Origin of the sequence: Spongiactinospora sp. 9N601 (assembly GCF_044326295.1) — a bacterium.
Lineage (GTDB): Bacteria > Actinomycetota > Actinomycetes > Streptosporangiales > Streptosporangiaceae > Spongiactinospora > Spongiactinospora gelatinilytica.
In genome coordinates, this window is the sequence record NZ_JBIRBB010000044.1 from 1 (window position 1) to 14,620 (window position 14,620).

Consider the following 14,620-nt stretch of genomic DNA (forward strand, 5'->3'; position numbering starts at 1 on the left):
GGCCGCCCAACGTCGCGAACGCGCCCGTGTCCGCAGCGAGAAAGGCATCCGCTGGGGCGGACGGCCCCTCGAACCCGCAGCCTGAAACGTCACGCAACCCGGTGATCGTTTCCGGTCACAGCACTAGGTTCGGCATCATGCGCATGCGTCGAGTCAAGGAGGAGCCATGACGCAGGTGATTTCGCGGGACGGCACGCCGATCGTCTACGAGCGGTTCGGTAGCGGTCCGGTCGTCGTGCTGGTGGGCGGTGGGCTGGACGATGGGACGGAGAACGGGCCGCTGGCCCAGGAGCTGGCCGAAGGCTTCACTGCCGTCAACTACGCTCGCCGTGGCCGTGCCGGGAGTGGCGATGTGCAGCCGTACGCGGTGGAGCGTGAGATCGAGGATCTCGCGGCCTTGATCGACGTGGTCGGCGGGCCGGTGCATCTGTTCGGCGCCTCCTCGGGAGGTGCGCTCGTCCTGGAGGCGGCGGCGGCCGGGCTGTCCGTCGACAAGGTCGCGGTGTTCGACGTGCCCTACGCGACGAGAGAACCTGCCGTCCAGGCGTGGCGGAACTATGTCGGACAGCTGCGCGCCGCGCTGGCCGTCGGGCGACGCGGGGAGGCGTTGCGGCTGTTCATGCGGCTGGCGGGTGCTTCGGATCAGGACATTGCCGGAGCGGAGAGCTCGCCGATGTGGCCGGCGCTGCTGGAACTCGCGCACACGCTGGCCTACGACGCCGCCTGCCTGGCGGACGGGCCGCCGCCCGTCGCCCGGCTCGCGACGATCACCCAGCCGACACTGGTGGTCACGGGATCAGGCATCGACCCGCACATGGCAGGACTGGAGAGCGACTACTTCAGCCAGGCGGCCGATGCGATTGTCGCATGTGTCACTCACGCCGAACGCCGCATAGTCAACGTGCGCGAGCACGCCGTCAACGCCAAGGTGCTCGCTCCCGTACTCACCGGCTTCTTCCGGCCCTAAAGGAAGTCCTGGCAAAATGTTCTAGGGACACTGTTGATCAGCTTCAGAAGCCGGTGATGGCGGGCGGGGCCACGCTCGTCGGCGGCCGATGCGTCGAACACCGGCCGCGACATGAGGCGGCATATAAGGAGGAGTCAGCGGTCCTTTCTAACGCCTTGGCCCGAGCGTGCGCCGTGCCGGGCGATGCGGACCACGACGACGGCCGCCACCAGCGCTGCGAGCGTGAGGACGATCCCGCCTGGCCCGAGGGATTCCACCCACCGCGCGACCGTGCCCTGTGCGGCGGTGGCCACTCCGATGATCATGTCATCGGGCGGGGCGCCGGCGAAGACGCTTAGTTCGTACCAGCCGTAGTAAGTGACGTACAGCCCTGCCGGCACCAGCAGCCCACCGCTGATCCGCGACACGTACGGCAACACCGCCCGCGCACGGGCCACCACCGCCGATCGAGCCAGCGCCACGACCAGCGACAGCGTGGCCACGACCAGGCCCATGCCGAGGCCGTACGCGACGAAGGCCAGCAGGCCGCCCACGATGCCGTCGGTGGCCAGCGACGCGGAGGTCACCGCGAGGAACGGGCCGATGGTGCACGAGAGCGAGGCCACCGCGTAGCTGAGGCCGTATCCGTACAGCGAAGCAAATGAGGCGATAGGTCTGCCGGTGGCCAGCCTGGGTGTTCGGACCAGTAGTTCGCGGCCGGTCAGGAGCCACACCCCCAGTCCGCACAGGGCGACGCCGATCAGAATCGTCACCCACGGCAGGTACTGGCCGACCGACACCGCAAGCGGCGTCACCACCAAGCCGAACAGCCCGAATACCGTGACGAAGCCTGCGGTCATGGCCGCTCCGAGCAGCAGCGCCCGCACCACCGGCCCGCCCGCAAGAGCGCCACCGTCCGGCCGGTCATCGACGATGAGCATCGTGAGGTACGCGGGCAGCAGCGCGAACCCGCATGGATTGAACGCCGCCACCAGGCCCGCGGCCAGGGCCAGCGCCAGGGGCAACTGCCCCGTCATCTCGGGGCCCACGGGGGCGCGTCAGGGGGTGCGCAGCTTGGCGACATGGCGATCGAGGTCATCGGGGCCGAGCGGTCCGGCGACCCTCTCGGTTGATCCGTCCGCTTTCATGAACACGAACGTGGACTGCTGACTCACCCCGAGCCGGGTCCACACCGCGCCCTTCTCGTCAGACAGGTGCGGGAAGCCACCCGTCCCGGTGCGCCGCACGAACTCCTTCATCGCCGCCTCGCCGTCCAGGCCCGCGACCCCCACGAATGCGACATCTGTGTACTTGGCGGCGGCCGTCTTGACGGCCGGGGCCTCCGACCGGCACTTGGGACACCACGGTGCCCAGAACCAGAACACGACCGGTTCGCCCGTCAGGCTCGCGCCGTCGAACCGCTGCCCGCCCAAGGTGGTGGCGGTGAACCGCAGGCCCTCTGGAACGGGCGCCCGCCCGGAGGGCGTCGGGGCAGGCGCGGGGGAGGCCCGTCCCACCGTTGCCGAGGCCGGCGCATCGCTGCGTCCCATCTCATCGGAGGCGCCGCAGGCGGCGGCCAGTACTCCTGCGGCGACGATGGTGGCCGTCACACGAATTCTCGTCACGGCGTGAGCATAGGCACGGGTGCCGGGCCCGGATCTTACGAGTCGATGACAGGGATGCCCGGCATCCGGGTGCCACGCCCTCGGTACGACGCCGGGCGCTCAGTGCGGCCGGCGGCGACGGCGTGACCGCCGCGCACGACGGCGACGCCTGGCGTAGCTGGGGCGGATCGCCGCTGGGGCCAGAGGGCTGGTCGGCTACATGTGCGACCTGATCGCCGCCAAGCGCCGCGCGTCCGGCGACGACCTGCTGTCCGGGCTGATCAAGGTACGCGAGGACGACGGCGGTGAGGAGTTCCTGTGCTACGGCGGGCCCGCCGAGATCGCCGTCCGGCGTCGGCCCGCGCCGAGGCGCGGATCGCGCTCACCGGCATGTTCGACCGGTTCCCTGGGCTCACCCTGGCGGGCGAAGCCGGCCGGCAGCCGGGCATGAAAGGGCGCTCACCGGCCTGCCCGTGCGTACGTCCCCATCAGCCTGACAATGACGCCGCCAGGCTGCCGCAGCCTGGCTCATGAGTGCCAGCGCGGGCGCAGCACGTCGCTTTTCGGGTCATGCCTTACCAGGTCGTCGTACCAGAGGAGGGCGACGCCGCCCACCCAGGCCACTACGAGGTTCGCGATTCCTGGTACGACCAGCGACACGGCCACGAAGACGGCCGCCCAGACGCCCAGGAGTAGTAGGTCAAGTGTCCTTCCACGCATGACTTCACTGTCTCCTGCGGGCGTCGGTGGGTGAAGTAGTGCCGACGCGTCTTGACGCGAACACATCGCCTACCCGGCAGCCGCCCGGACCGGCTCACCATGTCACTGGCAGGCGCTTGACGCCGTAGAAGTTCGAGTCGTTTCTGATCGGTACTTCCGCCGCCCGTACCGCTAAGCGCAGGCCGGGGAAACGGTCGAAGAGCGCGGGCAGCGTGATGCGCAGTTGCACCCGGGCCAACTGCTGGCCCAGGCACTGGTGGATGCCGTGGCCGAAGGTCAGATGGCCTCGGGGCGAGCGGGTGATGTCGAAGGCGCCGGGCCGTTGGAAGCGGGCCGGGTCGTGGTTGGCGGCGCCGACGAGCAGCTCGACGGTCTGCCCCTCGCGGATCAACTCGCCGCCGATCTCGACGTCCTCCAGCGCCGTGCGCAGCATGCCGCCCGGCCCTGTGAGGTACCGCAGCACCTCCTCGACGGTGTTGTCGATCAGGCTCGGATCGCGGCGCAGCGCCTGGAGCTGGCCGGGGTGTTCCAGCAGGGTGAAGGCACCCCAGGCGATCATTGTGCTGGTGGTCTCGTTTCCGGCGGCGAACAGCAGCAGGCCGATGGAGATCAGCTCCTGGTCGGTCAGGTCGCCGCCGTTGATGAGGTCGCTGTAGAGGTCGCCGGTGGGGTGCGCGCGCTTGCCGGCGATCAGCGGCGGGAAGATGCCGAGCATGTCGGCGTAACCCTGCTGGATCTGTTCGGGGGAGGAGGCGGGGTCCAGCACGATGTCTCCGGCCTGCCGGAACGTCGCCAGATCCTGGTCGGGGATGCCGAGCAGGTCGCAGATGAGCAGCGAGGGGACGGGGCGGGCCAGCGCCTGGACGAGGTCGGCGGGCGGCCCCGCCGCCTCCATGGCGTGCAGGCGCTCGCCGGCCACCTCGGTGATCCGCTCTTCGAGCCGGCGCATGCGGCGCAGGGTGAACCGGCCGGCCAGCAGGGTGCGGTAGCGAGTGTGGTCCGGCGGGTCCTGGCGGACGAAGGTGCCCGGTGGAGCGGGCGCGTAGAACATGCCCTGCGCCGCGGCGTTGGGCATCGTGACCGGCGGGTGGGCCAGTTCGCGCCGGACGCTGAAGCGGTTGTCGGCCAAGATGGCCCTGACCACGTCGTACCCGGTGGCCAGCCAGCCCACATGGCCGTCGGCGAAGGTCATGGGGCGGAGCGGACGCTCGTCCCGCAGCTCGGCGAAGATCTCCGGCGGGTCGAACGGCGTGGGCCGGGTGACACGGGCTTTCCAGGGAAGTTCGACGGGGTCCTTCATGCTGCCACCTTCGTTCTGTCGCTTGTCGGGAGGAGCCGTCGGGCCGGGCCTTCAGGTCAGCAGCTCGACCGTGCCGTTCAGCAGCTCGACCGTGCCGTGCGCGCCGTCCACCCGGATTCGGTCGCCGTCGTGGAGTCGCATCGTGGCGTTGCCGGTGCCGACCACGGCCGGGATGCCCAGCTCGCGGGCCACGATCGAGGCGTGTGACAGCGGTGCGCCCAGGTCGGTCACGACGGCGGCGGCGCGCGGGAACATCGGTGTCCAGCCGACGTTCGTCAGCGTCGTGACCAGGATCTCGCCCGGCTTGAGCCGGTCGCCTTCCTCGGGGCCGGCCAGCACCCGGGCGATGCCCTCCACCACGCCGGGCGCGCCGGGGAAGCCGGTCACGGTGTCGCTGACCGGGATGGTGTGGCCGCGGGCGTCGTACAGGTCGGCCCGCCGGTCGGGGGCGGCGGCCCAGCGCACGGGGTCGAAGTGGCCGATGATCAGCGCCGGGTACGGCGGCAGCGCGGCGTACCGCTCGTAGGTGGCCCGTCGTACCGGAACCCGTTCCAGCGCCGCCCTGTCCCCGCGCAGCAGGGCCGGCAGCTCCTCCAGGTAGAGGTAGAACAGGTCATCGCCGTACCCGGTCAGCTCACCCGCGCGCACGACGAACGCGCGCAGCGCCCAGAACGCGCGCACGGCCTCCGACCGCGTGGACTCACGGTCGCGTACGACCTCGCCCCAGCGCCGCACCCGCTCCCGCATCCCGGCCACCTTGCCCGGGTGGCGCGCGGCGAAGCGCGCCCAGGCGGCCTCCTTGGCCTGCTCCTGCCGGGCCAGCAGCGCCTCGGTGCCGGTACGCAGGTCGCGCAGCCCGGCGAGCTGGGCGTCGATCCAGCCGGGGTCCTCGCCGGGGCGCGGGATCGACACCTCGAACTCGTGCGGGCCGCGATGCCCGTACGTCCGCGCGAACTCCTCGCGGCCGATCTCGCCGCGCGCCAGCCGGGACAACCCCACGACCAGGCCCATGCTGGCCAGGTCGCCGGCCGCGTTGACGCCGGTGAGCATGGCTTCGGCGTCGAGGTCGCCCATCATCTTGCGCAGTTTGGAGCGGGTGAGCAGCAGCGCGGTGCCACCCTGGCGGCCCCCGGCCTCCAGCATGCGCCAGGAGGTGACGGCGTACGGCTGGATCTGGCGTTCGTACAGGTCGGCCAGTTCGGACGCCGAGCCGCAGGCGGCGACCGCGGCGCGCAGCTCCTCGCACCGGCCGCGGGCGGTGGCCAGGAAGGCGCGCATGCCCTTCAGGTGTCTCCGGACCCGGAGCCGGACGCGGATCGCCGCGGGAACGCCCTGCCTGAAGAACTCCCAGCGCAGCAGCTTCACCCTCGGGACGTCGAGGCCGGGCGGGATCTTGCCGAAGACGTCCTCCAGCGGGCCGGACAGGCTCTTCAACCGCAGGGTCTTGATCAGCGAGTACATCGGGGTGAGGTTCATGTAGAACCGGCCGCCGATGTTGCCCACCATGTCGAGGCCGGGCGTGGCCGAGCCGGACATGGCCTCGTGGATGAACATGCGTACGAACGACCAGGTGATGGGGGTCATGACATCGGGGATGGCCTCCCCGAAGTTGCCCGCCGTCCACAGGTAGTCGCCCTTGCGGCTGTCGTTCCACTCCTCCACCGGGGGCTGGAGGCCGGTGATCGGGCGGGCCTGGAGGATGGCGAACGCGCCATTCCGCATGGCCCATTCCACGTCCATCGGGACGCCGTACAGCTCCTGGACGCGCGCGCCGAGCGCGGTCAGCTCCGCCGCCTTGCCCGGGGTGAGGACCGGCGCGCGGCGCAGTTCATCGGGGACCGGGCGCTCCTCGGTGCCGGTCGGGGTGCGTACCGTCATGACCGTCTTGTCGGCGGTCGTGGCCGTGGTGACCGCCCCGCCCGAGACCGTGATCGTGTCGGGGGTGACCTGGCCGCCGACGATCGCCTCGCCCAGGCCCCAGGACGCGTTGATCACCGTCGTGCCGCGGTCGCCGGTGACGGGGTCGGCGGTGAACATGATCCCGGACGCGTCCGCGTCCACCAGCCTCTGCACCACCACGGCCAGCGCCACGTCGTCGTGCGGGACGTGGTTGTGGTCACGGTAGGCGATCGCGCGCGGGTTCCACAGCGAGGCCCAGCAGCTTTTCACCGCCTCCAGCAGCGCGTCACCGCGGATGCCGAGGTAGGTGTCCTGCTGACCGGCGAACGACATCTGCGGCAGGTCCTCTGCGGTGGCCGACGAGCGCACCGCCACCGGCACGTCCGCTCCCAGCTCGGCGTACGCCCGCTCGATCTCCCCGGCGACCGCCGCCGGGATCTCATGGCGGGCGAACAGCGCCGCGACGCCTTCGGGATCGCCAGGGTCGATCTCGTCCCGGAAAGGCGCCACGAACGCGCGGTAGGCGCCGGTGGTGATGTGGAACCCGCCGGGCACCGGCAGCCCGGCCCTGGCCAGCTTGGCCAGCGACGCGCCCTTGCCGCCCACGCTCGCCAGGTCGGCCGCGACATCATCGAAAGGCAGCACCGGCTTCACGATGCTCCCTCCGCTGATCCCAGCGAGGCCGCCAGCTTGCCGCGCGCGCTCTCGGCCATGGCGTCGAGAAGGTCCATGGTCGCCTGAGCGACGGCGCGCGCGTCGTCGTCCGGCAACTCCCGGCCTGAGCCGAGGGCGCGCTCGACGGTGTCGGCCACCAACTCGGCGATGCGCTCGCCGGGCAGGCCCGCCGCCTGCGGAAGCAGGTCCGGCAGGAACACGAACCCGTACACGATGGCGGCGATCGCGATCGTGTGCTCCCGGGCGTCCTCGCGTACCGCGCCGTATTCGATGAGCCGCCCGATGTAGGTGTCGAACGCGGGCCCCAGCTCCAGGCCGGTCGTGCTGTGCCGCTTCATCCGCGCGAACTTGCCCAGCAACTCGGGGTCGCCGACCAGGACGGCCCGCATCAGCGGCCGGCGCAGCGCCGTACCGACGAACCCGCCGAACAGCTCGCCCATCGTCGCCGGCCCGCTCGCCCGTAGCTCTTCGGCAACGTGGACCCGCTCGCGGCGCAGCAGCGCGGCGAACAGGTCGTCGCGGGTCTTCCAGTGCAGGTAGATCGTGCCTTTGGCGACACCGGCCGCTTTTGCCACGTCGTCGATGGTCGTCTTGTCATAGCCCCACCGCAGGACCAGCTCCGCGGTGGCATCGAGGATCCGGTGCGCACGCTGTACCGGATCTTGTGGTGGGCGTCCAACCTTTGCCATCGGCCTCCTTCGTAAGTTTTTGACCAGATCAGTTTATCCGTTCAAAAACTGGGCGGCAACGGCCGGTTGCCAAGGCCACCGCGAGAACGGTGAGCATCACCAACGGGGTGAGATGAAACTCCTCGATCGGCAAGCGCGGGGTGTGGTTGAACGGCGAGGGTCCTGGGCGCGAACCCGAACAGCGCCGGCGCCGCGATCCCACCGGGCGCACTGGAATGCTGGGTGAACTGCACGGCCACTCCCGTCACCCCGGCGAAGACGAGCCCCATGGCCGCCGTGCTCACGCCGAACAGCAGCGCGCTGCCCGCGGGCAGTCCCGCTCCCATGGCCGTGGCGGCCACCAGCAGGGCCGGCACGGTGTTGGTGGTAACGGAGACGAGGAACGCGGCGGTGAGCGACGCGTGCCGGCCGACGACCGCGGCGCAGGGTCAGGCGCAGCGCTTGCCGGTCACCAGGCCCAGACGGGGTCGCCGGTGGCGGCCTGGGACACCTCCCACAGCCGTTCGCGGGCCGCGGCATCGTAGGCGAAGGCCGGGGCGCGGACCGGGCGGAGGTCTTCGTCCACGTACCGCCCGGGTAGGTCTCCTGGTCCGGTGGCCAGGCGGGCGTAGGTCCGGCCGAGCCGTTCGGCGGGTACGGCCATGCGGTTCTTGGGGGCGTAGAGGGCGCGCAGCGGCCAGGGCATGACGGCCACCCGGTCCGGGTCCAGGCGTACGGCGGGCACGCGCACGCAGGTCACCCCCAGCCGGCCCTCGGTCCTGTCGGCCAGGGTGAAGGTGCTCATGATCTGGGCGAGTTTGGCGTGGTAGTAGGCCCGGGTCGGGGTGAACCAGCTCGGGTCGTCGAGTTGGTCGAAGCGGATGCGGATGCGCGGCATCGACAGCAGTCCCTTGCTGGCGACATTGATCACGCGAGGGACGCGGGCGGCGGCGAGCAGCGGGCTGAGGCGGGCGGTGAGCAGGAACGGGCCCAGGTGGTTGGTGGCCCAGAACAGTTCGTGTCCTTCCGGTGTGAAGTGGGGCTTGCGGAGCGTCTGGTCGAAGACGGCGGAGTTGTTGATGAGCACGTCGAGGTGGCCGGTGGTCTGTGCGACGCGGTCGGCGGCGGCGTGGATGGAGCCGGGGATCGACAGGTCGGCCTGGATGAGGTCGGCGGGGTGTACAGCGTGGGCGTTGATGTCGGCCAGCGCCGTGCGGCCCCGGCCAGGGTCGCGGCACAGGGCGAGTACGTGATGGCCGGTGGCGGCGAGGGCGCGGGCGGCGCGCAGGCCGATGCCGGAGTTGGCGCCGGTGATGGCGATGGTGAGCATGCGGTGAGTCTATATGTTCGGAACGATCCGAACAGAATAGAATCGAGGCGTGGCAAGCGTCGAGGAATTCGTGGAGAGCGCCGGGCTGTACTTCGAGCGCCTGGGGCTCAGCCGTACGGCGGGCCGGGTCATCGGCCTGCTCCTGGTCGATCCGGACGGTTCCGCTGACGCCCCCGCGCTGTGCGAGCGGCTGGGCGTGGCCAAGAGCAGCATGAGCGTCGCCCTGGGGCACCTCGAACGATCCGGGCTCGTCGAACGCTTCCGCCCGCCGCGTGGCCGCCGCGACCACTACCGGCTGACCGACGACGTCTTCGGGCGTGCGTTCCGGGCGAAGATGAGCGAGTTCACCGCGTTCGCCGAGCTTGCCGAGCAGGGCTTGGCCGTCGTCGGCGACGCCCCCGGGAACCGGGCCAGGCTGGAACGGATGCGTGACATGTACGCCTTCATGGGCCGCGAGTTCCCTAAGCTCCTCGACCGATGGGACCGCGAACGGCGGCCATGAGCACCTGTGACCGCAGCGCCTCCGGGAGGTTCACTATCCCAGCAGGCCATGCCCGGCAACGGGTGAGGTGTCGATCTGCGGCTCCTGCGGGTGCCAGAGTGGGCGCGAGACCGCCCCGCACCACGAGTGCCGGCCGGCCGGTCGCGGGAGGGGCCGGCGGTGTCCTGTCGTGCGGGCAATATGGGATTGTGGGAAACCATATGCTCATATAGTGTCCGGGGTCATGCGTTCAACTCATGACCGGCCGCCCGAGGACCTGACCGCCCGCGCCCGCATCCGGGACGCGGCCTTGGCGGAGTTCGCCGAGCGAGGCTTCAAGGGCGCGACGATGAAGGCCGTCGCCGACGCCGCCGGCGTCTCGATCGGCCTGGTGCAGCACCATTTCGGCACCAAAGAGGGCCTTCAGGAAGCCTGCGACTCCTACGTCCGCGACACCGTGCTGGGAGCCGCCGGCCAGGTGCAGGACGGGGCCGAGGTCACTCCCGAGTTCCTCCGCGGCATTTACGAGGCGAACCGGCTCAGCGTCCGCTACCTCGCCCGGGCGCTGGTCGAGGGCTCGCCCGTGGCGGCGGCGATGTTCGACGAAGGCACCGAGGCCGCCGAGCGGTTCCTCACGGACAACTGGCCGGATGACTTCCCACCGGAGGAGGCCAAGGTGCGCGAACGCGCCGCCGTGATGGCGGCGATGCACCTCGGCACGATCGTGCTCCACGAGCATCTGTCCCGGCGATTCGGCATGGACGCGCTGCACCAGGCGAATCTCGCCCGGTTCAACATGGCCATGGTCGATGTCTACGCGCACATGGGGGAGTGGCTCACCTCGGGCCCGGGGGCCCAGGTCCGCCAAGCCGTCGCCGACCACCAGACCAAAGGGCACCCCCATGACTGATGCGATCCGGATCCAGGGACTGCTCAAGAACTTCGGCCAGGTCCGTGCGCTGGACGGCCTGGACATGACCGTACGGGAAGGAGAGGTGCACGGCTTCCTCGGTCCCAACGGCGCAGGCAAGACCACGACCTTGCGCATCCTGCTCGGCCTGTTGCGCAAGGACGGTGGCCAGGTCAGCCTGCTCGGCGGCGATCCCTGGGCCGAGGCCGTCGAACTCCACCGGCGGCTCGCGTACGTCCCCGGCGACGTCACCCTGTGGCCGAGCCTGTCCGGCGGCGAGGTGATCGATCTGCTGGGACGGCTGCGCGGCCCCACCGACGCCAGGCGGCGCGACGAGCTGATCGAGCGATTCGCCCTGGACCCGCGCAAGAAGGCCCGTACCTACTCCAAGGGCAACCGGCAGAAGATCGCGCTGATCGCCGCGCTCGCCTCCGATGTGGAACTCCTGGTGCTGGACGAGCCGACCTCCGGTCTGGACCCGCTGATGGAGGCGGTCTTCCGCGACGTCATCGTCGAGGAACGGCGGGCCGGGCGTACGGTCCTGCTCTCCAGCCACATCCTCGCCGAGGTCGAGGCGCTCTGCGACCGGGTGAGCATCATCCGGGACGGACGGATCGTGGAGGCCGGAACCCTCGCGCAACTGCGCCACCTCACACGTACCTCGGTCACCGCCGTACTCGACAGGATTCCGGACGGCGGCCTGCCCCATGTCCACGATTTCACCGTTGACGCTGATCGCGTACGTTTCCAGGCCGACACCGGCCACATCGGCGAGGTGCTCGCCCGCCTGACCGAATGCGGCGTACGCGACATCACCGCCCAGCCCCCCACCCTGGAAGAACTGTTCATGAGGCACTATCGATGAACACGGTCGCACTGATCCGGCTGATCCTGCGCCGCGACCGCGTCTGGCAGCCGCTGTGGATCCTGTCGATCACCCTCTTCGTGGCGACCACGGTGGCCACCATCCGGCAACTGCTCCCCACTGCGGAAGCGCGCCTGTACTACGCCAACGAGATCGTGCAGAACCCGGTCATCCTGCTGTTGCAGGGACCGGCTTACGGCGACGGGCTGGGCGCGGCGGCTGCTCAGCAGCGAGGCGCCGCCACCACGCTCTTCGCCGCCCTGGCCAGCGTCATTCTCCTGGTCAAGCACACCCGCTCGGATGAGGAGAGCGGGCGACGGGAACTCCTCGGCTCGGCCGCCGTCGGGCGGCACGCCCCGCTGACCGCTGCTCTGATCGTGGTGCTGGCCGCCAATGCCGTCCTGGCCCTACTGATCACCATGGTCGGCGTGAGCGCGGGGCTGCCCCTGGCCGGGTCCCTGGCCTGGGGGTTGATGGCCGCGTCGGGCGGCTGGGTCGGGGCCGCGCTGGCCGCGGTCGCCGTACAGGTGACCCAGAGCGCCCGCGTGGCCGGAGCCGTGGCGTTCACGGTGTTCTTCGCGGCCTATCTGGTCCGGGGCGTCAGCGACCTGGGCGGTCCTGGCCTGGCGTGGCTGGGCTGGCTCGTGCCGAACGGCTGGTTCTTGCGTGCGCGCGCCTTCGGTGGCGAGCAGTGGTGGGTGTTCCTGCTGGTCGTGGCGTTCGTCGCGGCGTTGCTGGGGATGGCGTACGCGCTGTCGGCCCGCCGGGACCTCGGCACCGGACTCCTGCCTGCTCGGCTCGGCCCTGCCCGTGCGCCCAAAGACCTGCGCGGAGCGTTCGGGCTGGCCTGGCGGATGCACCGCGGCATGGCTCTGGCCTGGATCGCGGGCGCCGCCTTCGTCGGCGCGGGGATCGGGCTGGGCGGGCAGAACGCCGTCAAGGCGTTCGGCCGGAGCGGAGCGCTGGACTTCTGGGCCGCGCGCACGGGGGCGGATGATCCCGCGGAGATATTCTTCCAGCTCGTCGTGTACGAGCTGGCGGTGTACTCGGTCTCCCTGTACGCGATCATGACGGTGCTCCGCCTGCGTGGCGAGCAGGCCACGGAACTTCTCCTGTCCGGTCCGGTGAGCCGGACGCGCTGGGCGGTGAGCCATCTGTTGTTCGCGGTGGGGGTTCCCGTGCTCGTGCTCGTGATCGCCGGGCTGGCGTTGAGCCTCGGCAACGGAGACTTCGCTGGAAACCTGGCCCGCACCACGGTCATCCTGCCCGGTGTGTGGGTGATGGCCGGGATCGCCCTGGCGGCGTTCGGGCTGTTCCGGCGGGCCGGGGTGGTCGTGGGATGGACGGCCTTGGCGCTGGCCGTCGCGTGGGAGGTGGGCTGGGAGGTCGGCCTGGTGAGCGACGCGTTGTTCATGATGTCTCCGTTCGCCCACGTTCATTACTCCACGCTGGCCGATCCGGGAGCGGGCACACTGGCCGGGCTCACCCTTGTGGCGGCGGGCTTGGTCGCGGTGGGCCTGTACGGGCTCCGCCGCCGTGACCTGGCGCTGTGATGCGGGCCAGTCGGGGGAGCGCGGGGCGTTCGCGTATGCCTCAGGCCTCCCCTTCCGGCTCGGTGCGTCGGCGGAGGCGGCGGATGCCGCCGAACCAGGCCGGGACGTCGCGTTCGTCGTCGAAGCCGCGGGCCACCACGATGTCGGTGGAGGAGTGCAGCACGATCGACAGCACGATGGTCACCGCCACCAACTGAAAGACCTGCTGGGAGGCGGCGATCGCGGAACTGAGCACGAGCAGGCCGTAGACCACCGAGGCGAACCCCTTCGGGCCGAACCATGCCACCGCCGCCTGCTCGCGGATCGACAGCCCTGACCCGAGGAAGGAGATCCAGATCGCGAGCGGGCGGGCCAGGACGAGCGCCAGGACCGCGAACACCCAGCCCTGCCAGCCGACCGACCCCAGCAGTGCCGGGGTGATGAGCGCCCCGAACACCAGCAGCGCGGCCAGCTTGAACACCTCCGCGATCAACTCGCCGAAGTGCTCGAACGATGCCCGCTGCCGTTCGCCGAAGGTGGCCACGGTGATGCCGGCCGCGAACGCGGCCAGGAACAGGTTGCCGTGGGTGACCTTGCCCAGCGCCAGCACGAGCAGGCCGATGGCCAGGGCGTTGAGCGGCTCGTACTGGGTCGAGGCGGCGAACCAGCGGGTCTGCTCCAACTTGATCGCCAGCCAGGGCACGGCCACGCCGATCACGATGCCGATGCCCAGTTCCAGGCCCAGTTCGCCGAGATGCAGGTCCGCCGAGCCGGCGGCGATGGCGAGGAAGAGCACGACGAACGGCAGCGCGAGCCCGTCGTTGACGCCGGACTCCACGTTCAGCAACTGGCGTAGCCGCGGCGGCACCTTCTCGTTGCCGACCAAAGCCGCGGCGAACACCGGGTCGGTCGGCGCCAGAACGGCGCCGACCAGCAGCGATTCGACCCACCCGAGGCCGATCAGATAATGGGCCAGCAGGGCGGTGATGACGAGCGTGAGCGGCAGCCCCCAGCCCAGCGCCCGGCCGGGCAGCCGCCAGGCGGTGCGCAGGTCCTTCCAGCCGACCCGCATGCCATCGCTGAACAGGACGGCGAACAGGGCCAGCTCGGCCAGGCCGCCGACCAGTTCGTCGCCGGGGGTCAGGGACAGTACGCCGAGCGCGCCGTCGCCCAGGACGAACCCGGCGACCAGGAACAACGCCGCGGTGGACAGGATCGTGCGGTGGGCCAGGCTGGACAGCAGCACGGCCAGCAGGAGCAGGCCGGCGAAGGCGGTGAGCAAGGTCATCATCATGGCGTCTCCGCGCGATCGGTGCCGGTCATGCGAGGTAGCGCAGCCACAGGTACGGCACGCACAACGCGATGGTCACCGCGGTCACGACCAGGCCGTAGCGGGTGAACTGCCAAAAACCGATCGGTGTGCCGTTGCGGGCGGCGATGCCCAGCACCACGACGTTGGCCGCCGCGCCGACCGCGGTGGCGTTGCCGCCCAGGTCCGCGCCGAACGCCAGCGCCCACCACAACACCTGTCCGGAGCCCTCGCCGCCGCCGGCCTGGACCAGGTCGGCGACGATCGGGCTCATCGTGGCCACATACGGGATGTTGTCCACGATCGCCGACAGCACCGCCGAGGCGCCCAGCAACCCCATGGTGGCAACGCCCAGCCGCCCCTCGGTGGCATCGGCCGCGG

General features: G+C 70.6%; 16 protein-coding genes. 6 read left to right on the plus strand and 10 right to left on the minus strand.

Annotation, left to right across the window (positions count from 1 at the left end; genetic code table 11):
• The first annotated feature begins 166 nt into the window (after positions 1-166).
• Positions 167-967, plus strand: a complete 801-nt coding sequence (locus tag ACH34R_RS43790) for an alpha/beta fold hydrolase (RefSeq protein ID WP_397567566.1) — start codon at positions 167-169, stop codon at positions 965-967.
• Between the two features lie 134 nt (positions 968-1,101).
• On the opposite strand, the gene ACH34R_RS43795 is transcribed toward ACH34R_RS43790, so the two are convergent.
• Together ACH34R_RS43795 and ACH34R_RS43800 are read right to left on the minus strand one after the other, a co-directional pair.
• Positions 1,102-1,983 carry a cytochrome c biogenesis CcdA family protein gene (locus tag ACH34R_RS43795; protein WP_397567567.1) on the minus strand — a complete coding sequence of 294 codons (882 nt, stop codon included), beginning with the start codon at positions 1,981-1,983 and terminating at the stop codon, positions 1,102-1,104.
• 21 nt (positions 1,984-2,004) lie between these two features.
• The gene (locus tag ACH34R_RS43800; protein WP_397567568.1) at positions 2,005-2,571 is read right to left on the minus strand and encodes a redoxin domain-containing protein; all 567 of its coding nucleotides are present in this window, start codon (positions 2,569-2,571) and stop codon (positions 2,005-2,007) included.
• 199 nt (positions 2,572-2,770) lie between these two features.
• On the opposite strand from ACH34R_RS43800, the gene ACH34R_RS43805 reads away from it, so the two are divergent.
• On the plus strand, positions 2,771-3,001 hold the full coding sequence (locus tag ACH34R_RS43805) for a hypothetical protein (protein WP_397567569.1): 231 nt from the start codon (positions 2,771-2,773) through the stop codon (positions 2,999-3,001).
• A 77-nt stretch (positions 3,002-3,078) separates the two neighbouring features.
• Here the strand turns inward: ACH34R_RS43805 and ACH34R_RS43810 are convergent, their stop codons facing one another.
• The 6 genes from ACH34R_RS43810 to ACH34R_RS43835 form a co-directional block, all read right to left on the minus strand.
• Positions 3,079-3,270, minus strand: coding sequence for a hypothetical protein (locus ACH34R_RS43810; protein ID WP_111167783.1), 192 nt, complete (start codon positions 3,268-3,270; stop codon positions 3,079-3,081).
• Positions 3,271-3,364: 94 nt separating this feature from the next.
• The gene (locus tag ACH34R_RS43815; protein ID WP_397567570.1) at positions 3,365-4,570 is read right to left on the minus strand and encodes a cytochrome P450; all 1,206 of its coding nucleotides are present in this window, start codon (positions 4,568-4,570) and stop codon (positions 3,365-3,367) included.
• A gap of 51 nt (positions 4,571-4,621) precedes the next feature.
• A complete protein-coding gene (locus ACH34R_RS43820) occupies positions 4,622-7,114 on the minus strand; it encodes a PEP/pyruvate-binding domain-containing protein (protein ID WP_397567571.1) in 2,493 nt (830 codons plus the stop codon).
• Between the two features lie 5 nt (positions 7,115-7,119).
• Positions 7,120-7,833, minus strand: coding sequence for a TetR/AcrR family transcriptional regulator (locus tag ACH34R_RS43825; protein WP_397567572.1), 714 nt, complete (start codon positions 7,831-7,833; stop codon positions 7,120-7,122).
• A 41-nt stretch (positions 7,834-7,874) separates the two neighbouring features.
• Entirely contained in the window at positions 7,875-8,189 is a 315-nt protein-coding gene (locus ACH34R_RS43830) for a hypothetical protein (protein WP_397567573.1), read from the minus strand.
• Positions 8,190-8,281: 92 nt separating this feature from the next.
• Entirely contained in the window at positions 8,282-9,142 is an 861-nt protein-coding gene (locus tag ACH34R_RS43835; protein ID WP_397567574.1) for an SDR family NAD(P)-dependent oxidoreductase, read from the minus strand.
• Between the two features lie 49 nt (positions 9,143-9,191).
• Here ACH34R_RS43835 and ACH34R_RS43840 point away from each other — a divergent pair, with 49 nt between their 5' ends.
• From ACH34R_RS43840 to ACH34R_RS43855, 4 genes are all read left to right on the plus strand, one after another.
• Positions 9,192-9,644, plus strand: a complete 453-nt coding sequence (locus ACH34R_RS43840; RefSeq protein ID WP_397567575.1) for a GbsR/MarR family transcriptional regulator — start codon at positions 9,192-9,194, stop codon at positions 9,642-9,644.
• Positions 9,645-9,867: 223 nt separating this feature from the next.
• The gene (locus tag ACH34R_RS43845; protein WP_397567576.1) at positions 9,868-10,533 is read left to right on the plus strand and encodes a TetR/AcrR family transcriptional regulator; all 666 of its coding nucleotides are present in this window, start codon (positions 9,868-9,870) and stop codon (positions 10,531-10,533) included.
• On the plus strand, positions 10,526-11,398 hold the full coding sequence (locus ACH34R_RS43850; RefSeq protein ID WP_397567577.1) for an ATP-binding cassette domain-containing protein: 873 nt from the start codon (positions 10,526-10,528) through the stop codon (positions 11,396-11,398). Before ACH34R_RS43845 ends, ACH34R_RS43850 begins: the two co-directional genes overlap by 8 nt.
• Positions 11,395-12,951: an ABC transporter permease gene (locus ACH34R_RS43855; protein ID WP_397567578.1), complete on the plus strand. Its 1,557-nt coding sequence runs from the start codon at positions 11,395-11,397 to the stop codon at positions 12,949-12,951. The genes ACH34R_RS43850 and ACH34R_RS43855 overlap by 4 nt, the downstream gene beginning before the upstream one ends.
• A gap of 40 nt (positions 12,952-12,991) precedes the next feature.
• Here the strand turns inward: ACH34R_RS43855 and ACH34R_RS43860 are convergent, their stop codons facing one another.
• Together ACH34R_RS43860 and ACH34R_RS43865 are read right to left on the minus strand one after the other, a co-directional pair.
• Positions 12,992-14,224, minus strand: a complete 1,233-nt coding sequence (locus tag ACH34R_RS43860; protein WP_397567579.1) for a cation:proton antiporter — start codon at positions 14,222-14,224, stop codon at positions 12,992-12,994.
• 25 nt (positions 14,225-14,249) lie between these two features.
• A partial coding sequence (locus ACH34R_RS43865; protein WP_397567580.1) for an SLC13 family permease occupies positions 14,250-14,620 on the minus strand: 371 nt, incomplete at its 5' end.